The organism is Pelagerythrobacter sp. Soil_C_18 (assembly GCF_057657235.1).
The window spans coordinates 44,277-64,815 of record NZ_JBDGIU010000007.1; the positions used below are offsets into that span (position 1 = coordinate 44,277).

Here is a 20,539-nt window from a genome sequence, read left to right on the forward strand (position 1 = left end):
ATCAAACGTCCGCGAAATTCGGGGGGCGTTTTTCCATTCCGGCCATGACCGCTTCGACCTGGTTGGGCGTGCGCATGATCTTGTGCTGCTCCATGCTTTCCTGGAGCAGGATCTCGTCGGTCGTGCGCTCGACCATGGCGGCGGCGAGCCGTTTGGCGGCGCGGATCGCGTGGGGATTGCGGCCGGCGATTTCGGCGGCGATCGCGGTGGCGCGGGCGAGCGGGTCGGGATCGACATGGGTGGCGAAACCCAGGCCGAGCGCGTCCTCCCCGGTGAATTCACGGTTGGTATAGACGAGTTCGCGCAGCACGTCCTCGCGCACGAGGCCGCGCCAGAGAGCGTAACCGCCCATGTCGGGGACGAGCCCCCACTTCATCTCCATCACCGCCATGCGCGTATCGGGCGCGGCGACGCGGATGTCGGCCCCGCTGGCGATCTGCAGGCCGCCGCCGAAGCAGACACCGTGGACCGCCGCGATCACGGGCACCGGCAACTTGCGCCATTGCATGGCGACCTGCTGGAACATGTTGGCGTTGCCATGCGTGCGGTCGGTGATCCGCGGCCCGTCCGGATCGGGGGCCTTCGCGAAGTTCGACAGGTCGAGCCCCGCGCAGAAGGCGCGGCCTTCGCCCGAGAGGACGACCACCCGCAGACCCTTCATCTCGTGCAGTGCCTGCCCGGCTTCGATCAGGCGGGCGAACATCTCGGGGTCGAGCGCGTTCATCTTGTCGGGCCGCGTCAGGCGGACCTGCGCCACGCCGTCGCTACCCAGATCGATCGAGATCCGATCGTTTTCCCGAAACCCCATTGCCGTCACCTGCCGCCGATTGGATGGCGCCATCGTTGCCCAAGCGCGAGAGGCTGTCCAGCGCTTCCGCGCCAGCCCGGAGGAGATAGCCGCGCTCCGGGATCGTCGCGATCAGCCCGCGGAGGCCCACGGCGCGCATCTTGGCGCGAATGCGGCAGATAGCCACCGCGACGCGATTCGTCTCCGGATCGAAGTCCAGCCGCCAGACGTCGCGCAGCAGGCGGTCCTGCGAGACCGGCTCGGGCGCGCATTCGGCGAGGTGCCAGAGCACCTCGAACTCGCGCGGATGGAGCCGCAGCCAGCGGCCGCGCACGAGCCCGTCCCGGTGAAACAGGTCCAGCATGACCGGCCCGGCGGGGAGGCGGCGCGGCAGCACCGGCCGCTCCATGTCCGGCGCGCACCACATCACGAACCCACCGCCCCAGCGCTACCCATACATCCCCCGACCCGTTGTTTTACTGGAGGATGCTAGGAACGGGCGGATCGGGCCGTCAACGTGCAGTCGGTCCGATCCGGCGGCATTTTGCCGCGCGGAATGTCAGCCGGTGTGCGCGACCGTGTTGAGGCCGAGCGAGGCGAAGTAGCGCTTCACGTTGCGCGCGGCCTGGCGCAGGCGCTGCTCGTTCTCGACCATGGCGATGCGGACGTAGCCTTCGCCCTCCTCGCCGTAGCCGACGCCCGGCGCCACGGCGACGTCGGCATGGATCAGCAACTGCTTGGAGAATTCGAGACTGCCCATTTCCTTGAGCGCCGGCGGCAGCGGGGCCCAGGCGAACATCGAGGCGGGTGGCGGCGGAATGTCCCAACCCGCGCGGCCGAACGCCTCGACCATCACGTCGCGCCGCTTGTGATAGAGCTGGCGGTTGGTTTCGACGATGTCCTGCGGGCCATTGAGCGCCGCGCAGGCCGCGGCCTGGATCGGGGTGAACGCGCCGTAGTCGAGATACGACTTCACCCGCGACATCGCTGCGATCAGATGCCGGTTGCCGACCGCGAAACCCATCCGCCAGCCGGCCATCGAGTAGGTCTTCGACATCGAGGTGAACTCGACCGCGACGTCCTTCGCGCCCTTGACCTGCATGATCGAGGGCGTCGGGTTGCCATCGAAGTAAAGCTCCGAATAGGCGAGATCGGACAGGATCCAGACCTTGTTCTCCTTCGCCCAGGCGACCAGCCGCTCGTAGAACGCAAGGTCGACCACCTCGGCGGTGGGGTTCGAGGGGTAGTTGACCACCAGCACGCTCGGGCGCGGCACGGTGAAGTGCATCGCCTTCTCGAGGCTGCGGAAATAGTTCTCGTCCGGCGTGGTCGGCACGCTGCGGATCGTCGCCCCGGCGATGATGAAGCCGAACGTGTGGATCGGGTAGCTCGGGTTGGGCGCGAGCACGACGTCGCCCGGCGCGGTGATCGCAGTGGCGAGGCTGGCGAGACCTTCCTTCGAGCCCATGGTCACCACAACTTCGGTCTCGGGATCGAGATCTACCCCGAAGCGGCGGCCGTAGTAATTCGCCTGCGCGCGGCGCAGCCCGGGAATGCCCTTCGATTGCGAATAGCCGTGCGCGTCGGGCTTGGCCGCGACTTCGCACAGTTTGTCGACGACGTGCTGCGGCGGCGGCTGGTCGGGATTGCCCATGCCGAGATCGATGATGTCACGCCCCGCTCGCCGCGCCTCGTGCCGCATCGCGTTCACTTCGGCGATCACGTAGGGCGGCAGGCGCTTCATGCGGTAGAAATCGGTATGCATCGACCTCGTCTCTGATGGCGGGGCGCGAGCCTTCCTCGCGACGCCGCGAACCTAACGGAATAGCGGTCGCAGTGGAAAGCGCTTTTCGCTATCACCGACCGAGGCCGACCTTCAGGAGCGCATCGATGGCCGATCGGCAGGATCCTTTCGCCGCCTTCTTCGACATGCAAGGCGAGATGATGCGCGAGATGTTCGGCCGGTTCGCGCCCGAGGCGCAGCAGCCGGGCGCGACGGGACAATGGGCCGAGACGGCCGAGCAACTGCGCGCGATGTGGCTCGACTTTGCCGAGGAACGGCTCGCGAAAGGCCCGGACCCCGCGAATCCCTTCGATCCGGCACAGTGGGCGCTGCTGGCGCAGGGATGGGCGAGCGCTGGTCCTGCGCCCGATCCGGCAACCGCGCAGAAGCTCATGACCGAAGGGTTGCAGCTCTGGCAGGGCGTGGCTCAGGCGATGCTCGGCTCTGCCCCCGACGGCGAGAGCGCGGAACTCGAACTGCCGCGGAAGGACCGGCGCTTCGCGGATCCCGCATGGCAGGAGCATCCGGCCTATCTGCTGCTTCACCAGACCTATCTCATGCTCGCCGACTATGTCGTTCACGCTGCGAGGAGCGTGCAGGGCATGCCGGAGGAGCAGCGCACGCAGCTCGAATTCGCCACGCACACGCTGCTGCAGGCAATGAGCCCCGACAATTTCCTTGCGACCAACCCGGTAGTGCTGCGGCGCACGATCGAAACCGGCGGGCAGAACCTCGTGAAAGGCATGCGCCACCTGATCGACGATCTCCGGCGCGGTCAGCTCACCCATACCGATTCGGACGCCTTCGCGCTGGGGGAGAACATCGCCACGACGCCCGGGAAGGTCGTGTACGAGACCCCGCTCTACCAGCTCCTCCAGTACAGTCCGGCGACCGAGCAGGTTCTCGCGGTGCCGCTGGTGATCTTCCCGCCGTGGATCAACCGCTTCTACATCCTCGATCTCACGCCGAAGAAGAGCTTCATCAAGTGGGCCGTGGAACAGGGCCTCAGCGTCTTCGTGGTCAGCTGGAAATCGGCCGACGCGAGCATGAAGGACGTGACCTGGGACGACTATGTCCGCGCGCAGATCGACGCGATCGATCATGTGTGCGCCCGGCTCGACCTGCCGGCAGTGCACACGATCGGCTACTGCGTCGCCGGCACCACGCTCGCGGCGACGCTGGCGGTGCTCGCCCGGCGGGGAGAGGCGGAGAAAGTCAGGAGCGCGACGTTCTTCACCGCGCAGGTCGATTTCGAGAAGGCGGGCGAGCTGCTCAACTTCGTCGGCGACCAGCAGATCGAGATGATCGGCAAGCTCGCGCCGGAGGGCTACCTGGACGGGCGCTATCTCGCCGCGACCTTCAACGCCCTGCGCAGCCGCGACCTGATCTGGAACTACGTGGTCAGCAACTACCTGCTGGGCGAGGACTATCCGGCGTTCGACCTGCTCCACTGGAACGGCGACGTTACCAACCTGCCCGCGGCCTGGCACGGCGCCTACCTGCGCGACCTCTACCGCGACAACAAGCTGGTCGTGCCCGACGCGCTGGTCGCCGACGGCACGCCGATCGACCTCACGCGAGTCCAGACCCCGGCCTATATCCAGGCGGGGCGCGAGGACCATATCGCCCCTGCCGAAAGCGTCTGGCGGGCGACCCGCCACTTCCGCGGCGACACCACCTTCGTCCTCGCAGGCTCCGGCCATATCGCCGGCGTCGTCAACCCGCCCGCGGCGAACAAGTATCAGCACTGGACCGGCGACAGCGCGGCGGGATCGCTGGAGGAATTCATCGAAGGCGCGACCGAGCACCCCGGGAGCTGGTGGCCGCACTGGCGGGCCTGGCTGGAAGCGCACGACGCGGCGCGCGTCCCCGCCAGTGGCAAGCGCAAGCCGGGCGCCAGAGGCGATCGGGTGATCGAGGATGCCCCGGGGCGGTACGTGAAGGCCCGGTGAGAGTTGCCCCCGCTGCCCCGCGCCAGCCGAGGCTATGTGACTAATTGTGCACTGCACAAAATCATGTTGACTTCGCGCTTGCAGTAGCTATTTTGTGCACTGCAACATGAAGGGCATTGCGCCCGCAGGCACAGGATGACCGCAATGGCTACCGAGCCCAAAGCGAAGACCGATGCGGCGGCCGAGAAGGCCTATGCCGAAGCCTCTGCCACGAAGGCCGAGGTGAAGACCGACGAGGCGGCCCCTGCCGCGGCTGCTCCTGCGGCCAAGGTGGCGCCGAAGCCGAAGAAGACCGTGACCAAAGTCGCCGCGAAGAAGGCGGCGCCCGCGCGCAAGCCTGCGGCGAAAGCCGCCAGCAAACCGATTTCCAAGGAACCCGCCATGACCAAGACCACCGACTACACCGCACAGATGACCGAAGGTCTCGCCGAGCTTCAGGCCCGCGCCAAGAGCGCCTACGAGCAGGGCGCCGGATATGCCGAAGAGATGCGCGAGCTGACCAAGGGCAACTTCGACGCGTTCGTTGAATCGGGCCGGATCTTCTCCGCCGCGCTGCAGGACCTGACGAAGACGGCCGCCGAAGAGAGCAAGGCCGCGGTCGAGACTCTGACCGCCGATGCCCGCGAAATCGCCGCGGTGAAGTCGCCGACCGAGCTCGTCCAGATCCAGGGCAAGATCGCCAGCCGCAACTTCGACGCCGCCGTCGCGCAGCTTTCGAAGGCGACCGAGGTCTGGGTCAAGCTCGCCAACGACGTCGCCGCGCCGCTTTCGAGCCGCGTGAGCCTGGCGATGGAGAAGGCCCGCAAGGCCGCCTGATCCCCGCAAACTTCACGAGGCTCCGACACCTCCTCTCCCTACGCGTCGGAGCCTTGATATGGGAGCCGGTCAGCAACACGCTGGCCGGCTCCTTTTTCGTTTCGCCGCGCCGTCAACCCGCGTGCAATCGCCGCGCGCCATCTTGCGAATGCGCCCCTGCCATACGATATTGCCCACGCATGACGACCCCCCGCCCCACCGACCACCTTCTCGACTTGCGCCCGCGCAGCGCGGGTGACGATGATTCGGACCGTGCGGGCGATGGCCAGCTCGGCATCGCCACCAAGACCAAGGCCAAGCCGAAGAAGCCGAGCCAGTACAAGGTGCTGATGCTGAACGACGACTACACGCCGATGGAGTTCGTCGTCATGGTGCTCAAGCGCTTCTTCCGCATGGACCTGGAGCAGGCGACGCGGGTGATGCTGCACGTCCACCAGCGGGGCGTGGGCGTCTGCGGCATCTTCCCGTACGAGGTCGCCGAAACCAAGGTGAACCAGGTGATGGACTTCGCCCGCCAGAACCAGCATCCGTTGCAATGCACGCTGGAGAAGGCCTGACTGTCGCATTCGGCGCATCGGAGGCATGACCGGGCGGCAAATTCGCGCTAGAGCGCTTGAAACCTAGCTGCCGTTCGGGACCCGTGTTCAACTTCATCCCCTCTCTCGACCGCTACATCTTCCGGCTGGTGACCCTGCCGATGCTGGGGGTGTTCGCGATCGCGGCCTCGCTGCTGCTGCTCGACAAGATGCTGCGGCTGTTCGATTTCGTCGCGGTCGAAGGCGGCCCGATCGGCGTCGTGTTCAAGATGCTCGGCGCGCTGATTCCCGAATACGCCAGCCTCGCCATTCCGCTCGGCCTGCTGCTCGGCATCCTGCTCGCCTTCCGGAAGCTGGCGATATCGAGCGAGCTCGACGTCATGCGCGCGGTCGGGCTCAGCTACTGGCGGCTGCTGCGCGTGCCCTACATCATCACCGCCCTGCTGATGGCGGTGAACGTCGCGCTGGTGTTCTACGTCCAGCCGGTGAGCCGCTATTACTACGAACAGCTCGAGTACGAGCTGCGCTCGGGCGCGCTCGGCGCGTCGATCAAGGTCGGGGAGTTCACCACGCTCGCCGACCGGATGGCGCTCAGGATCGAGGAGAGCGAGGATCAGGGCCGGCGGCTCCAGGGCATCTTCGCCCGCGTCGCCAACGACAAGGGCCAGGTGCTCTCGATCTCGGCCCGCGAGGGCGCCTTCCTCGCTACGACCGACAGTCCCGACACGATCATCCTGCGGCTGACCGACGGCACGATCGTGCAGGATACCGGCAGCAATACCCCGCGCGTGCTCAGCTTCACGCGCCACGATCTGCCGATCGACCTGCCGCAGGTCGAACAGTTCCGCGAACGCGGCGACGCCGAGCGCGAGTACATCCTGCCTGAGCTGCTCAAGATCGGCTGGAGCGACACGACCACCCAGGCCAAGCGCGACGCGAGCCAGGCGAGCTTCAACTTCCGCATGGTCGAGGTCGTGATGATGGCGTTGATGCCGCTGCTGGCAGTGGCGCTGGCGATTCCGCCCAAGCGATCGACCAGCGCGCTGGGCGTGTTCCTTTCGGTCGTGATGGTCGTGGCCTATCACAAGGTGAACCAGTACGGGGAGGACTTCGCCGCGCTCGGCCGCTTCGAACCCGTGCTCGCGCTGTGGGTCCCCTTCGCACTCTTCGCCGCGCTGATCCTGTGGATGTACTACAAGGTGGCGGTCGTGCCCGGCGGGCAGGCGATCGGGGCGCTTGAGACCGCGTTCGACAAGCTGGCCAAGCGCATCCGCAAGCTCTTCGGCCGCCGGCGGCAGGGCGCCCCCAGCCTCGCCCCTGCCGAATAGCGGCCCGGCCCGATGCAGTTCGACTTCTTCCCCTCGCGCACGCTGACGCTCTATCTCGCGAAGTTGTTTGCGGTGCGCATCCTGGCGATGCTCGCGATCCTCGTGCTCGTGCTGATGATGCTTGATCTCCTCAGCACCAGCGGCGAGATTCTGGCCGCGCCGGGCAACGGACAGGGGGAGCTGTGGACCTACGTTTCGCTTCGCGTGCCGCAGCTGGCCGCGCGGTTCCTGCCCTATTCGGTGCTGCTGGCAACGATCATCGCGCTGGTGACGCTCAACCAGAACAGCGAAGTGATCGCGATGAAGGCCGCCGGCCTCTCCGCGCACCAGGTGCTCGCGCCGCTGCTGCTCACTGCGGCGGTGGTGTCCGCGATCAGCTTCGCCTTCAACGAAGTGGTCGTCACCCGCACGACGGCGACGCTCAAGGCCTGGGAAGCGAGCGACTTCGGCCCCATTCCGCAGGAATCGGGCGTCCGGTCCAACGTCTACCTGACCGACGGCAACGACATCCTCACCGCGGCCTCGCTCGCCGGCGAAGGGGACGACATCACCATGCGCGGCGTCACCTGGTATCGGCGCGGCGAGGGCGGAATGCTGGTGGAGCAAGTCCGCGCCGATGCCGCGACTTACGCCGGCCCCGGCTGGCGGCTCGAGAACCCGGCGCGTTTCGACGTCGCGACCGCCGATACCGCCCGCCTGCCCGAGCTGGTCGTGGCCGAAGGGCTGACCCCGGCGCAGATCGAGCTCGAAAGCGTCGATCCCGACACGCAGGACTTCATCGAGCTGTTTCAGTCGATCCGCGCCTACGAGGAGGCCGGTCGGCGGACGGCGGAACTGCGGGCTACCTGGTGGCATAAGCTCTCCGGCCCGCTCTCGGCTTTCCTCATGCCGCTTCTCGGGGCAATCGCCGCCTTCGGGCTCGCGCGATCGGGTCAGCTCTTCCTGCGCGCGATCATCGCGATGGCGCTCGGCTTCGCCTATTTCGTGATCGACAACGCCGCGCTCGCGATGGGCAGTTTCGGCGGTTACACACCGTTTCTTGCGGCCTGGGCGCCGTTCTTCCTGTTCCTGCTGATCGGCGAAACCGTGCTGATCCGCACAGAAGAATAACAGGCTGCGGGAACCTCCTGCCGGGCTGCGAGTCTATGCCACAATGTCGACACAAAGGAGACCTGGCATGAAGATCCTCGCCGTTCCCGCCCTCGCTGCCGCACTTGCGCTCGGCGCCTGCAGCGAAGCGAATGCTCCCGAACCGACCGAGACCGAGACCGTGGTCGAGGAAACCGTGGTGCCGGTGCCCGCGCCCGAGAGCACCACTGTCGTGACCGAAGGCGGCGTTCCGAACGCGGACAACGGCGACAGCGTGACCGTCAACGAGGACGGCCTAGAGGCGAATGTCGGCGACGAGGATACGCGCGTGCGCGCCGACGTCGACGGCGACCCGTCGCTGACGGTCGAGGACGAATAAGCCCCTACGCAGGGTAGAAGCGCGAAGGGCCGCTCCCCGGTGGGGAGCGGCCCTTCTTCTTTGCCTGTGATGCCGCTTAGCGCGGACGCATCGTGCTGCGAGCGATGCGCAGGACCAGCGGGACCATGCCCGGGTGGTTCGCCCCGTCGTAGGTCGAACCCGTGCCGAGATGCGCTGCGAGCCGCCGGTGCGCCTCGCCCAGCGAGTGGTAGGGCATGCTTGGCAGCAGGTGGTGCAGCGCATGGTAGCGCAGGCCCACCGGCGCCCAGATCTCCGCGATCCGCCCCGGCGGGGGCACGTTCACCGAGTCGAGGAACTGCGCGGTCACCGTCATCGGTTCGCCGTCGTTCTCCCACAAGTGCGCCACCAGCGTGCGCAGCTGGTTGAGCACTGCCGCCGCCGAGAACACGGTGAGCGCTATCAGCAGCGGCTGCCAGCCGATCAGGAACGTGCTGCCGAGCAGGGCCAGAGCCCAGACGCTGCCGCCCAGCTCCTGCCAGAACACGCGCGGGCGAAGCTCGCCCTCGGGCGGGCGGCGGCGGAACTGCGGATTGATCGAAAGCGAGGAGAACCGCTGCCACACGATCGTGCGGATGGGCGGGATCACCGCGCCCAGCGGCACCAGCACCGCGAAACGGAACAGGAGCGCGAAGGGCAGGAGCAGCGCGATGAGCACGAACAGCGGCAGCGACCAGGGCTTCATCAGCGCCAGCGGCAGGTACTCGGGGTCATCCGCCGTGCCGTAGCGCGTGCGCGCGTGGTGCAGCGTGTGCACGCCTTCGTACATGAACGAGGGCGTGAGCATCGGAATGCCGACAAGCAGGTTCCACGCCAGCCGGAAGCCCGGCAGCGCGTCGCGGTGGATGTGCGACAGCTCGTGGATGAACAGCAGCGCGCGGTAGAGCGAGAGCGCGGCGACGACGCCCAGGATCACGGCCAGCGGCACGCTGCCGACCAGGATCGCCCCGGCTAGCGCGGCATAGCCGAACCCTGCTGAGAGCAGCATGTCGGTCCAGTAGATCGCTGGCCTGGCGACGATCAGATCCTTGGTCAGGTCGCGGGCGGCGCGCAACATGGCCTTGTCGTCCGCGATCGCCTGCTTCGGCGGCACTGTCGTTGCCGCGCGCGCGAGGGCAATGGAATCTATGCTCTGATGCATGTTCATGGCCATATTTCCCGGAAACCGCGCCCTACAGCAAAAAACCGCCTTGCGGAACAATCACGTCCGGTGGCGGAGCCATTGGCGCTGTCGCTTGACAATCTGCAACAAGCAAACACAGGGCTAACCCAAGCTGAACAGGATACCCCGTGACCGACGCCGAAATAGTGATCGAACCCGTCCACGGCAAGACGGGGCGCGCGGCCTTCGTCGACGTGGGCCGCCGATTCGCGGACGAGACGCCGAATTCGGTGCCGCAATTGCGCTCCGAGCAGCTCGAGCTGCTCGATCCCGAGCGCAATCCGCTGTTCGAGCATGCCGAGGTCCAGCTCTTCATCGCGCGGCGCACCGGCAAGCCGGTCGGCCGGATCGCGGCCTGTGTCGACCGGATAATGCTGGAGATGCGGCCGGAGCAGGGGTTCGGCCCCGGCACCGGCATCTTCGGGTACTTCGACGCGGAGGACCAAACCGCGGCGCAGGCGCTTCTGGCGGCCGCCGAAGACTGGCTGCGCGCGCGGGGCATGACCCGCGTGCTCGGCCCGATCTCGCTGTCCATGTGGGAAGAGCCCGGGCTGCTCGTCGCCGGCCACGACCACGCGCCGACGGTGCTGATGGGCCATCATCCCGCGCGCTACCAGGACTATATCGAGAGCCTCGGGTACGAAGTCGCCAAGCGGCTGTTCACTTACGAGCTCGACGTCAGCGAAGATTTCCCGCCGCTGATCCGGCGCATCGTCCAGTCGGGCAAGCGCAATCCGCGCATCCGCATCCGCCCGGTCGACCACGCGAACTACACGCAGGACGTGCGCACGGTGCTGCACATCCTCAACGACGCGTGGTCGAACAACTGGGGCTTCGTGCCCTTCACCGAGCGCGAGATCGAATACGGCGCGAAGAAGCTGAAGCCGCTGGTGCGCGAGGAACTGACCCGCATCGCCGAGCTGGACGGCAAGCCGGTCGCCTTCATGCTCGCACTGCCCGACGTGAATGAGCCGCTGGCGCGGATCGGGGGAAAGCTGTTCCCCTTCGGCTGGATCACCATGCTGCGCTGGCTGCGCAGGCCGCGGGCGCGGACCGCGCGCGTTCCGCTTATGGGCGTGCTGAAAGAGTATCACAGCTCGCGGCTGGCCAGCCAGCTCGCCTTCATGATGATCAGCGACATTCGCGAGGACACAACCCGTGCGAACGGGACGACCCGGGGCGAGATCGGCTGGATCCTGGAGGACAACCAGGGAATGATCGCGATCGCCGACGCTATCGAAAGCGAGATCAACCGCGAATACGCGATCTACCGCAAGGCGCTGTAATCCGCGGCCGAACCACGCCGATGGCAGGCCAATGTGGGAACCCCGCCATCGCCCCTGCCGTTGAACAGCCAGCGCACGGCAACGGGCCGGGCCCAACGGACTATGCCAACATCATGGAGACGACGCACAAGCTCGGACGCATTCTGATCGTCGAGGACGATGCGATGGTCGCGCTGGGCATGGAAGGCGCGCTGATCGACGCCGGCGCGGCGGAAGTCGAGATCTGCCATACCACCGATGCTGCGCTGGCGGCGCTGCGCCGCGCCCGGCCGGACGTGATCGTGCTCGACGTCCATCTGGCCGATCGCGACGATGGGTGGGCGGTCGCCGAACTGGTCGACGGCATCGGACCCAAGCCGCCGGGGATCGTCTTCTCCACCGGCGCCCCCGAAAGGATCCCCCCCAACATCGCCGCGCTGGGCCCTGTACTGGTGAAACCGTACGAACCGGCGGCGCTCGTCCGTGCTGTCCGCGAGCAGCATCCGCGCGGCCTGCTCTCCCGCTTCCGCCTTATCGCACGCTGACGCCGCGTCGACCCGTGGCCGATCGGACAGGCATCCCGCACGTGCGGAGAGCAAGAAAAAAGGCCTCCGCTCGAAATTCGAACGGAGGCCCTTCGGGATCGTATCACCAGCCGCTTGGACGGGAGGGGGGTCTCGGCGGTGACACTGGGATAATGTTCGTCCTGAAATCCGGTTCCCCGCCCTCAGAAAAAATTTCGAAAATTTTCACGACAGCTTGGGATCAAGCGTAATGGTTGCACAACAAGCGCTTATCGTCCACCAGACGGGCTCATTGGAACCATGCCTGCGCGCGTGCGTTCTAGCGACGCCTATCTAGGGAAGGGAATTCATGCCGCTTGGAGAGCAAGTCGCCAACAATCTGCCTTACCTGCGCCGTTATGCCCGCGCGCTGACGGGGTCGCAATCGACCGGAGACGCGTTCGTGCGCCAGACGCTCGAAGCCGCGCTCGCCGACGACGATCTCAAAGCGTCGCTCGCCGACGGACGGGTGCCATTGTACCGCGCGTTCAACAAGATCTGGGCCAGCGCCCACATGGAAGTCGCAGGTGCGGGAATGGGTGCGAGCGATCACGAAGCCGCCGCGCACGACCGCCTCAGCACGATCACGCCGCTCAACCGGCAGGCGCTGCTGCTGACGACGCTGGAGGATTTCAGCATCGATCAAGCGGCCGAGATCATGAATCTCGACAGCGACTCGGTGCAGAAACTGGTCCAGGAAGCGGTCGAGGAGATCGACCGTGAATCGGCCACGAGCGTCCTGATCATCGAGGACGAGCCGCTCATCTCGATGCAACTGGAAGACCTCGTCACCTCGCTCGGCCACGAGATCTGCGGGACCGCCGCGACGCGTACGCAGGCGCAGGAAGTGGTTGCCCAGCGCACGCCCGGCCTCGTGCTCGCGGACATCCAGCTCGCGGACGGTTCGTCGGGGCTCGATGCGGTCGACGATATTCTCGCGATCGACAGCGTGCCGGTGATCTTCATCACCGCCTACCCCGAACGGCTGCTGACGGGCGACCGCCCCGAGCCGACCTATCTGGTCACCAAGCCGTTCAAGGAAGCCACGGTCCGCACGGCGATCAGCCAGGCGCTGTTCTTCAACTCGAGCCGCCCGATCGCCTGATCGGGCCGGTTGCGGGCGGCCGGCTAGCCAGCCGCCCCGCAATCTCGGGATATTTCGAAATCCGTCGTCTCGGCGAAAGCCGGGATCGCGTGCCGTATCGTCCGACCCGGTGGAGAGCGGTCCCAGCTTTCGCTGGATGACGATGGCGGACTGGCGCGGGCCGCCCGCCGTCCGCTTGGCCTCAGCCTTCCATCACGCTCCGCCGCCGCGCTGCGCGGATGGCGAATTCGCTCGGCCGGCGCACGGGAATGCGCAGGGTGCAGCGCACCCCTTCCGGCGGGAAGTCGAGCTCGACCTTCTCGTTGAGCTCGTGCGCGACGATCTTCTCGATCAGATCCAGGCCGAAGCCGCGCCCCTGAGGCCGGCCCGTCAGCCGCGGACCGCCGGTCTCGACCCACTCCATCCGCACGATATCCTTGCCTTCCAGCTCCCAGGTGACCGAGACGCGCCCCTCCGGCTCGCTCAGGGCGCCGAATTTCGAGGCATTGGTCGCGAGCTCGTGGATCGCCAGGCCCAGCGTCAGCGCATCGTTCGGCGCTAGCTCGACTTCGGGCCCGGCGATGACGAAGTCCTGGCTGCTATCACTGACGTGCGGCGCCAGCTCGGCCGCTACGACGGCGCGGACCGGAGTGGTGCCCCATTCGGACTGCGTGAGCAGATCGTGCGTCGCCGAGATCGCCCGAATGCGGCCGTCGAGCCCGTCGGCAAACTCGTCGAGCGTTTCCGAGCGCCGACGGGTGAGCGCAACGATCGACAGCACGTTGGCGAGCGTATTCTTGACCCGGTGGTTGAGCTCGCGGGTGAGCGAATTGCGGATCGAATCCTGCTCCTCCAGCCATTCGAGCTTGAGTTGATCCTCGCGCGCCTGCTGGGTCACCAGCCGCGCCACTACCAGCAGCAGGCTCGCCACCAGCAGCCCGAACAGCAGGGTCAGCATCGACAGGGTGGAGAGCGAATAGGAGCCGGCCGATTCCACCTCGACCACCATCGGGCGGTCGGCGATCGTGATCTGCTTCTGCGCAATAATGCCGGAGCCGGTGACGGGCTCGATCTGCGCGAGCAGCCGGTCGGGCGTTGCCTCGCCGTCGTAGAGCCGCACGCCGCGCTCGCCCGCGTCGGCCAGCTCCAGCGCGGCGGTCAGGAAATCCTCGGCATCGAACGGGCTGAAAACGAAGCCGCGCAGCCGGCGGCCGACGCCCTGGCCGTCCTGAAACACCGGCATGTAGATGACGAAGCCCGGCGCATCCACGCCGCCGCGCGGCAGGACGAGCTTGCCGCTCCCCGTCGGCTGGCCCGACTTCTCCGCCTCCTCCATCGCCGCCCTGCGGACCGGCTCCGAATACATGTCGTAGCCGAGCATGCGGTGATTGCGCTCGGTCAGGGGGCGAAGGAACGTGACCGGCACGACGCGCCCGGTCACGCTCGTCGGCGTGGGGCGGATCCTGATCGGCCCGGCCACGCCTTCGTTCGCGCCGATGCGGAACTGGTCGAGCTCGAACGGCCGGAGGCTCTGCGCCCAGCCGATCCCCTCCGCGCCGCGATAGTCGAAGTCGAGCTGCAGCTCGGAAACGAATCGGTCGAACAGGTTCTCGTCCACCCGGTCGACTGCGGCGAACATGGCCGATCCCGCGCGCAGGTAAGCGGCACTCGCATTGCCCCGCCGCTCGAGTGCGGAAGCCACTGCCCGCGCGCGCTCGTTGAGCGTGGCGGCTTCGCGCTCCGCCTCCCCACGCTCGATCGCGAAGACGCTGAGCGCCGTGATCGCCGCGATGAGGAGAAATATTCCGACCGGAGCTGCGCGAGGATATTCAACCAACCATCGGCGCCTTCTGGTTCTTCGAGGCCCTTGAATTCGCATCAACCCGCGCCGTTACCCCCGATCCGATGTATTTCTATCATGATCGCGTAGACCCCCATTGCCTTGCGGGAACCAAGAAAAGCCGCCTTCGTTCCCCAGACATCGAAACTGGAAAATTTCGGCAACGCGAACTACGGTTAGGTGCGTTGTATGACTTTCATTAAAGGATTTGTGAACCTGCATGCACACTGACAGGGATCGAGGCACGGGGGCGGCCCGGGGGGGCGACGCAAAATCGAAAAGCGGCGAGAATCCGGGGTGGGCCCAAGGCCTGCGCCAGCTTTACGATTCGGTTGTCGACGAACCTCTTCCGGATAGTTTCAAGGATCTTTTGGCCAAGCTGGACGATAAATCCTGATGGCAAGACACGAGCGGACGGCCTCGCAGAAGGCCGACTTCAAACGTGAGCTCACCGAGGTCGTACCGCATTTGCGGGCGTTCGCCCGGGGCTTGTGCGGCCGTCCGGACATGGCCGATGATCTCGTGCAGGAAACGCTGCTGAAGGCATGGGCGGCGCAGGAACGGTTCGAGCCCGGCACCAGCATGCGTGCCTGGACCTTCGTGATCCTGCGCAATGCCTATCTCACCGACATGCGGCGCAACCGCTTCCGCGGCGAATACGACGAGAATGTCGCGGAGCGGCTGCTGACCCAGCCGGCCGGGCAGGAGGAGCCGATTCACCTGTCCGACATGCACCGCGCGCTGCTGACCCTGCCGCCCGAGCGGCGCGAGGCGCTGCTGCTCGTCGGTGCGGGCGGGTTCTCCTACGAAGAGGCCGCCACGATCTGCGGCTGTGCGGTCGGCACGATCAAGAGCCGCGTGGGCCGAGCGCGCGCCGCGCTCAACACCATGCTCGAGGATGGCTCGATCCCGCAACGCGCGATCGGCGACGAAGTGGCCCATCGCGCGATCCTCGAGGAGCTCGATGAGGTGGCCGCCGGCCGCGGCGAGACCTCGCCGACGCGGTGAGCGCTTGATTGCGCAGCCCCGCAGCGGCAAAGCTCCGCAGCAGCCAATGACGGGATCCGACAGCCGCATGACCGACGTGCCACCTGACACTCGCGCCGGGAGCGACATGCAGCCCGTGCGACGGTTGCGGCGCACGGCGTTTGCCGAGCAGGAACTGCGGCTGATCTCCACGCTCGTGCTGCTGATCGGCCTCGGCCTGTTCCTGGCCCTGCCCTTCGTTCTCTCGATCGGTTCGGTCGTGTTCCTGCCGCTGGTGACCGCGCTGGTGCTGACGATCATCCTCGCGCCGCTGGCCGACAAGCTCGCTGGCTGGGGCCTGCCCAACGTGCTCGCGTCGCTGATCGCGCTGGCGGCGTTCTTCGCCGTTCTGCTGCTCGCGCTCGCGCTGATCCTGCAGCCGGCGATCACGCTGTTCGATTCGCTGCCGCGCATGGCCGATCAGGTTGGCGCGCGCTTTGCGGAGCTGCGCGATCAGTTCGCCTGGATCGCGCTGGCGAACGAGCGGCTGGCCGGGCTCATGGGCCGCTCGGGCCGCGAAGTCGTCCTCGCGAGTCCTTCGGTCATCGAGCAGCTTGCCTTCGCCACGCCGAGCGTCGTGCTGGAAGTGCTACTGACCTTCCTGATGACTTTCTTCATGATCGAGGCGCGGGTCCGGCTACGCCGCCACCTGCTGTTCGACCGGGCGAGCTTCGGCACCAGCATCAAGGCCGCGCGCGTGATGCGCGAGGTGCAGGACAGGGTCGCCGCCTACATCCTCACCGTCGCCTGGATCAACGCCGGCGTCGGCGTGATCGTCGCCCTCGGCGCCTGGGCATTGGGTGTGGAGGCGCCGGTTATGTGGGGCGGCCTCGCCGCGATCCTCAACTTCTTGCCCTACATCGGGCCGCTGGCAATGACTGCGCTGCTCGCGCTGTTCGGGATCGGCACGGCAGAGACGGTGCTGCTGGGGATCGTGCCCGCGGCGGCCTACCTGGGCCTGCACACGGTCGAATCGAACATCGTCACCCCGTCGATCCTCGGCGCGCGGTTCACGATGAACCCGGTGCTGATCCTGATCGCGCTCAGCTATTTCTCATGGGTCTGGGGCGTGTTCGGCGCGCTGCTATCCGTACCGATCCTGCTGATGCTGACCGCCTTCTTCGACCATGTCGGACGACCCAATCTGGTCGGCTTCATCTTCGGTGAGCCGCTGTTCGCGGCCAATCTCATGGAAATGGGGCACGAGGAAGAGCCGGCATAGAAAAGGCCCGCCCCGCATGATGCGGGACGGGCCTCTCGCTTCCTTGGCGGCGGATCAGGCCGGATACTTCCAGGTCTCGCCGCGCGCGAGGTTCTCCGAAGCGAAGCCCCAGTTGAGCTTCTCGTTGATCACCTTGTCGAGGTAATCCGGGCGCCGGTTCTGATGATCGAGGTAGTAGGCGTGCTCCCACACATCGACCGTCAGCAGCGGATTGAAGTCGAGGTCGGCCAGCGTGTCGCCGTCGTGAGTCTCCTCGATCGAGAGCTGGCCGCCCTTTTCCGCCAGCCAGACCCAGCCGCTCGCAAAGTGGCCCGCGCCGCGCTCTGCCAGCTTGGTCTTGAGATCGTCGAGCGAACCGAACGCCGCGTCGATCATCTGCGCCAGCTCGGCCGAAGGTTCGCCCCCGTCTGGCGCCATTGAGTGCCAGTAGAACCCGTGGTTCCAGCTCTGCGCGGCGTTGTTGAACAGGCCCTGGTTGCTGCCCCGTGCCGAGGCGACGACCGCTTCGAGCGGCTGCCCTTCGAGGTCGGTGCCGGCGATCGCGGCGTTGGTCTTGTCGAGATAGGCCTGGTGATGCTTGCCGTGATGATACGACAGCGTCTCGGCCGACACCGCAGGCGCGAGGCCGTCGCTGGGATAAGGCAGATCGATCAGTCTGAATGCCATGGTTGGCTCCTCTAAGGTTCAGTGGTGAAGGGTTCCCGGCTCGCCCGACCAACGCGCGGGCGGCGGATGCGTTGCATGTTTCAGTCCGACTCCTCGTCCGTGTGATCGGTCGCGGCGGTCACTGCCACATCCATCGTGACGTTGGCGAGGGTGCGCATGAGATCGGGCAGCATCTCGACTGCCACCAGCAGCGCGAGCGGCTCCACCGGAACGCCCATCGCCAGCGCGATGGGGCCGATCGAGACGACGAAGCTGATCGACCCGGGCAGGCTGACCGACCCGACGCTGATCACCAGCGCCACCGCAATGCCGGCCGCGAGGATCGCGGGCGTCAGCTCGACGCCGGCCAGAGTGGCGACATAAATGGCCACGCCCATGTTCATGGCAGGGCTCGTGGCGCGAAAGATCGCGACCGCCAGCGGCAGCACGAAATCGGCGGTGCTCTCACGCAGCGACAGCCGCCGCGCGCTGGCAAGCATGGCAGGCAGGCTCGCCAGCGAGCTCTGAGTCGAGACCGCAACGGCCTGCGCGGGGATCATCGCCTTAGCGAAGCGCAGCGGGCCGATCCCGCCCGCGATCCACGCGAGGACATATCCGGCGATCAGGATCACCCCGCCCATCGCGGAAACGACCAGGATGTAGTGCACCAGCGTGGTGAAGGCGCCTCCGCCCGCCCGCGCCGCGACGCCGAGAGCGAGCGCGAAGACGCCCGCCGGCGCGATCCACAGCACCCAGCCGATGATCGTCAGCATCGCATTGGCAAGGGCCTGGAACACGCCGAGCAGCGTGGCCCGCTGCGTTTCTGGCAAGCGCGCGACAGCAACCGCGAACAGCGCGAAGAAGATCGTGAGTGGCAGCATCGTCGTTTCCGCCGCTGCGGCGATCACGTTAGGCGCGATCAGCGAAGTGACGAACTCGCTGACGCCGGGCACTTCCTGCGGCGCGATGCCGCCGGTCTCCAGCAGCGTGTCGGCGGCCGCGGGAATCGGAAAGACGCTCAGCAGCAGCGGCATGAAGACGGCCGCGACCAGGCCCGAGAAGACGAGCACCGCGAAGACCCAACCGAGCATTCGCCGCGCGGCCGCGCCGGCGCGTGCCGCGCGGACCATCTGCGCGATGCCGATCACCAGCAGCGCGGCGACGAGCGGGATGATCGTCATCTGCAGTGCGCGCAGCCACAGGGTGCCGGCAGGCTCGGTTATCGCGAGCACCGGGGCGAGCGCATCGGTACCGGCGAGGACCAGCCCCGCCAGCAGACCGGCAACCAGCCCGCCGAAGGTCCACCAGACCGGCAGGCGGATCGCCAGGAGTTCGTTCGATTCTGCCTTTTCGACGGCCATCCGATTGCGGGTCCCTTCCATTCGTCGCCTAACCGCGCCAGAACTGCGTGGCAAATCGCATCGGGATAGATTTCGAACATGACACGCAAGTTTTTCGGCACCGACGGCATCCGCGGCCGCACCAACGATGGCGTCATGACCGCCGCCACCGCGATGCGTGTGGGCCAAGCCGCGGGCCGACACTTCCTGCGCGGCGACCATCGCCACCGCGTGGTGATCGGCAAGGATACGCGGCTTTCGGGCTACATGATGGAAAGCGCGCTGGTCGCGGGCTTCACCAGCGTGGGCATGGACGTGGTGACGACCGGGCCCTTGCCCACGCCCGCGATCGCACTGCTCACGCGCGAAATGCGGGCGGATCTGGGCGTGATGATTTCGGCCAGCCACAACAAGTTCGAGGACAACGGGATCAAGCTGTTCGGCCCCGACGGCTTCAAGCTGTCCGACGAGGACGAAATGGCGATAGAGGCGCTGCTCGAATGCGAGCCGCCTCTCGCCGCCGCCGCGATGATCGGCCGCGCCCGGCGGATCGAGGACGCCCGCGGACGCTATATCCACGCGGTCAAGCAATCGGTGTCGAACGAGACCCGTTTCGACGGGCTCAAGGTCGTGGTCGACTGCGCGAACGGCGCCGCCTACCAGGTGGCGCCCTCCGCAATCTGGGAGCTGGGCGCGGAAGTGATCACGCTCGGTGACGCGCCCAACGGCACGAACATCAACGACGGCGTCGGCTCGACCTCGCTCGAGGCGATCTGCGAAGCGGTTGTGCGCGAAGGCGCCGATGTCGGGATCGCGCTGGACGGCGACGCGGATCGCCTGATCGTCGTCGACGAGAAGGGCCGCACGGTCGACGGCGACCAGATCATGGCGCTGATCGCCACGCGCATGGCCGAGAAAGGCGCTCTGCGCGGCGGCGGAGTCGTCGCGACGGTCATGTCGAATCTCGGACTCGAGCGCTATCTCGCGGGCAAGGGCCTGTCGCTTGAGCGAACCAAGGTCGGCGACCGCCACGTGCTAGCGCGGATGCAGTCGGGCGGGTTCAACGTCGGCGGCGAGCAATCGGGGCACATGATCCTGCTCGACCACGCGACGACGGGCGACGGCACGCTTGCTGCGCTACGGGTGCTCGCCGGGCTCGTGCGCTCCGGCAAGCGCGCGAGCGAGTTGCTGCACTTGTTCGATCCCGTGCCGCAACTGCTCAAGAACGTGCGCTACAACGGCGGGGCACCACTCGAGGCGGAGCGCGTGAAGGCCTGCATCGCCGCGGCGGAGGCGGAGCTTTCCGGCAAGGGACGCCTCGTGATCCGAGCTTCGGGCACCGAGCCGCTGATCCGCGTCATGGCCGAAGGCGATGACGGGCAGCAGGTCGAACAGGTGGTCGACCGGATCTGCGCCGCCGTGCAGGAAGCCGCCTGATGCTCGAGATGCGCCCCGATTGCGAACGCTGCGGCGCCGACCTGCCAGCCGAAGTGCCGGGGGCGTTCATCTGCAGCTTCGAGTGCACCTTCTGCGCCCCTTGCGCCGAGGCGCTCGACGACGTCTGCCCGAACTGCGGCGGCGAGCTGATGGACCGCCCGATCCGCGCGAAGGCGCTGCACGACAAGTATCCGCCCGGCACGGAGCGCAGATTCAAGGGCTGATCGCCGTCCGCACCGGCAGGCGAGACGCATCTCGACTTCGCCC

21 protein-coding genes are annotated in these 20,539 nt (G+C 66.9%); 14 read left to right on the forward strand and 7 right to left on the reverse strand.

Features of this window, described 5'->3' with window-relative positions:
- Position 1: 1 nt before the first annotated feature.
- The 3 genes from AC3A5N_RS14100 to AC3A5N_RS14110 all read right to left on the reverse strand — a co-directional run bounded on the left by AC3A5N_RS14100 (position 2) and on the right by AC3A5N_RS14110 (position 2,552).
- Positions 2 to 808, reverse strand: coding sequence for a crotonase/enoyl-CoA hydratase family protein (locus AC3A5N_RS14100; protein ID WP_487737958.1), 807 nt, complete (start codon positions 806 to 808; stop codon positions 2 to 4).
- Positions 765 to 1,184, reverse strand: a complete 420-nt coding sequence (locus tag AC3A5N_RS14105) for a winged helix-turn-helix domain-containing protein (protein WP_487737959.1) — start codon at positions 1,182 to 1,184, stop codon at positions 765 to 767. The genes AC3A5N_RS14100 and AC3A5N_RS14105 overlap by 44 nt, the downstream gene beginning before the upstream one ends.
- A 162-nt stretch (positions 1,185 to 1,346) precedes the next feature.
- The gene (locus AC3A5N_RS14110) at positions 1,347 to 2,552 is read right to left on the reverse strand and encodes an LL-diaminopimelate aminotransferase (protein WP_487737960.1); all 1,206 of its coding nucleotides are present in this window, start codon (positions 2,550 to 2,552) and stop codon (positions 1,347 to 1,349) included.
- A gap of 125 nt (positions 2,553 to 2,677) precedes the next feature.
- On the opposite strand from AC3A5N_RS14110, the gene AC3A5N_RS14115 reads away from it, so the two are divergent.
- From AC3A5N_RS14115 to AC3A5N_RS14140, 6 genes are all read left to right on the forward strand, one after another.
- On the forward strand, positions 2,678 to 4,522 hold the full coding sequence (locus tag AC3A5N_RS14115) for a PHA/PHB synthase family protein (protein ID WP_487737961.1): 1,845 nt from the start codon (positions 2,678 to 2,680) through the stop codon (positions 4,520 to 4,522).
- A gap of 144 nt (positions 4,523 to 4,666) precedes the next feature.
- Positions 4,667 to 5,338 carry a phasin family protein gene (locus AC3A5N_RS14120; RefSeq protein WP_487737962.1) on the forward strand — a complete coding sequence of 224 codons (672 nt, stop codon included), beginning with the start codon at positions 4,667 to 4,669 and terminating at the stop codon, positions 5,336 to 5,338.
- 179 nt (positions 5,339 to 5,517) lie between these two features.
- Positions 5,518 to 5,895 (forward strand): ATP-dependent Clp protease adapter ClpS, encoded by a 378-nt coding sequence (gene clpS, locus AC3A5N_RS14125; protein WP_487737963.1) that lies wholly within the window; start codon positions 5,518 to 5,520, stop codon positions 5,893 to 5,895.
- Positions 5,896 to 5,978: 83 nt separating this feature from the next.
- The gene (lptF, locus tag AC3A5N_RS14130) at positions 5,979 to 7,202 is read left to right on the forward strand and encodes an LPS export ABC transporter permease LptF (RefSeq protein WP_487737964.1); all 1,224 of its coding nucleotides are present in this window, start codon (positions 5,979 to 5,981) and stop codon (positions 7,200 to 7,202) included.
- A gap of 12 nt (positions 7,203 to 7,214) precedes the next feature.
- Positions 7,215 to 8,312: an LPS export ABC transporter permease LptG gene (gene lptG / locus AC3A5N_RS14135; protein WP_487737965.1), complete on the forward strand. Its 1,098-nt coding sequence runs from the start codon at positions 7,215 to 7,217 to the stop codon at positions 8,310 to 8,312.
- Between the two features lie 67 nt (positions 8,313 to 8,379).
- The gene (locus AC3A5N_RS14140; RefSeq protein WP_487737966.1) at positions 8,380 to 8,670 is read left to right on the forward strand and encodes a hypothetical protein; all 291 of its coding nucleotides are present in this window, start codon (positions 8,380 to 8,382) and stop codon (positions 8,668 to 8,670) included.
- A 76-nt stretch (positions 8,671 to 8,746) separates the two neighbouring features.
- On the opposite strand, the gene AC3A5N_RS14145 is transcribed toward AC3A5N_RS14140, so the two are convergent.
- Positions 8,747 to 9,829 carry a fatty acid desaturase family protein gene (locus tag AC3A5N_RS14145; RefSeq protein ID WP_487738140.1) on the reverse strand — a complete coding sequence of 361 codons (1,083 nt, stop codon included), beginning with the start codon at positions 9,827 to 9,829 and terminating at the stop codon, positions 8,747 to 8,749.
- Between the two features lie 149 nt (positions 9,830 to 9,978).
- Here AC3A5N_RS14145 and AC3A5N_RS14150 point away from each other — a divergent pair, with 149 nt between their 5' ends.
- The 3 genes from AC3A5N_RS14150 to AC3A5N_RS14160 all read left to right on the forward strand — a co-directional run bounded on the left by AC3A5N_RS14150 (position 9,979) and on the right by AC3A5N_RS14160 (position 12,783).
- Positions 9,979 to 11,136 (forward strand): N-acetyltransferase, encoded by a 1,158-nt coding sequence (locus AC3A5N_RS14150; RefSeq protein WP_487737967.1) that lies wholly within the window; start codon positions 9,979 to 9,981, stop codon positions 11,134 to 11,136.
- A gap of 113 nt (positions 11,137 to 11,249) precedes the next feature.
- The gene (locus tag AC3A5N_RS14155; protein ID WP_487737968.1) at positions 11,250 to 11,660 is read left to right on the forward strand and encodes a response regulator; all 411 of its coding nucleotides are present in this window, start codon (positions 11,250 to 11,252) and stop codon (positions 11,658 to 11,660) included.
- 328 nt (positions 11,661 to 11,988) lie between these two features.
- A complete protein-coding gene (locus tag AC3A5N_RS14160) occupies positions 11,989 to 12,783 on the forward strand; it encodes a response regulator (protein ID WP_487737969.1) in 795 nt (264 codons plus the stop codon).
- A 181-nt stretch (positions 12,784 to 12,964) separates the two neighbouring features.
- Here the strand turns inward: AC3A5N_RS14160 and AC3A5N_RS14165 are convergent, their stop codons facing one another.
- On the reverse strand, positions 12,965 to 14,599 hold the full coding sequence (locus AC3A5N_RS14165; protein WP_487737970.1) for a CHASE domain-containing protein: 1,635 nt from the start codon (positions 14,597 to 14,599) through the stop codon (positions 12,965 to 12,967).
- A 223-nt stretch (positions 14,600 to 14,822) separates the two neighbouring features.
- On the opposite strand from AC3A5N_RS14165, the gene AC3A5N_RS14170 reads away from it, so the two are divergent.
- Genes AC3A5N_RS14170 through AC3A5N_RS14180 form a run of 3 tightly spaced genes read left to right on the forward strand, consistent with a single transcriptional unit; the run spans position 14,823 to position 16,850 of the window.
- Positions 14,823 to 14,999: a NepR family anti-sigma factor gene (locus AC3A5N_RS14170; RefSeq protein ID WP_203108673.1), complete on the forward strand. Its 177-nt coding sequence runs from the start codon at positions 14,823 to 14,825 to the stop codon at positions 14,997 to 14,999.
- Positions 14,999 to 15,610: a sigma-70 family RNA polymerase sigma factor gene (locus tag AC3A5N_RS14175; RefSeq protein ID WP_487737971.1), complete on the forward strand. Its 612-nt coding sequence runs from the start codon at positions 14,999 to 15,001 to the stop codon at positions 15,608 to 15,610. The genes AC3A5N_RS14170 and AC3A5N_RS14175 overlap by 1 nt, the downstream gene beginning before the upstream one ends.
- A gap of 46 nt (positions 15,611 to 15,656) precedes the next feature.
- The gene (locus tag AC3A5N_RS14180) at positions 15,657 to 16,850 is read left to right on the forward strand and encodes an AI-2E family transporter (RefSeq protein WP_487737972.1); all 1,194 of its coding nucleotides are present in this window, start codon (positions 15,657 to 15,659) and stop codon (positions 16,848 to 16,850) included.
- Positions 16,851 to 16,904: 54 nt separating this feature from the next.
- On the opposite strand, the gene AC3A5N_RS14185 is transcribed toward AC3A5N_RS14180, so the two are convergent.
- Positions 16,905 to 17,516 carry a superoxide dismutase gene (locus AC3A5N_RS14185; protein ID WP_487737973.1) on the reverse strand — a complete coding sequence of 204 codons (612 nt, stop codon included), beginning with the start codon at positions 17,514 to 17,516 and terminating at the stop codon, positions 16,905 to 16,907.
- Positions 17,517 to 17,596: 80 nt separating this feature from the next.
- Complete coding sequence (locus tag AC3A5N_RS14190) at positions 17,597 to 18,856, reverse strand: dicarboxylate/amino acid:cation symporter (RefSeq protein WP_487737974.1); 1,260 nt, start codon at positions 18,854 to 18,856, stop codon at positions 17,597 to 17,599.
- Positions 18,857 to 18,934: 78 nt separating this feature from the next.
- On the opposite strand from AC3A5N_RS14190, the gene glmM reads away from it, so the two are divergent.
- Both glmM and AC3A5N_RS14200 read left to right on the forward strand, forming a co-directional pair.
- On the forward strand, positions 18,935 to 20,272 hold the full coding sequence (gene glmM, locus AC3A5N_RS14195; RefSeq protein WP_487737975.1) for a phosphoglucosamine mutase: 1,338 nt from the start codon (positions 18,935 to 18,937) through the stop codon (positions 20,270 to 20,272).
- The gene (locus AC3A5N_RS14200; RefSeq protein ID WP_487737976.1) at positions 20,272 to 20,496 is read left to right on the forward strand and encodes a DUF1272 domain-containing protein; all 225 of its coding nucleotides are present in this window, start codon (positions 20,272 to 20,274) and stop codon (positions 20,494 to 20,496) included. The genes glmM and AC3A5N_RS14200 overlap by 1 nt, the downstream gene beginning before the upstream one ends.
- Positions 20,497 to 20,539: the final 43 nt, after the last annotated feature.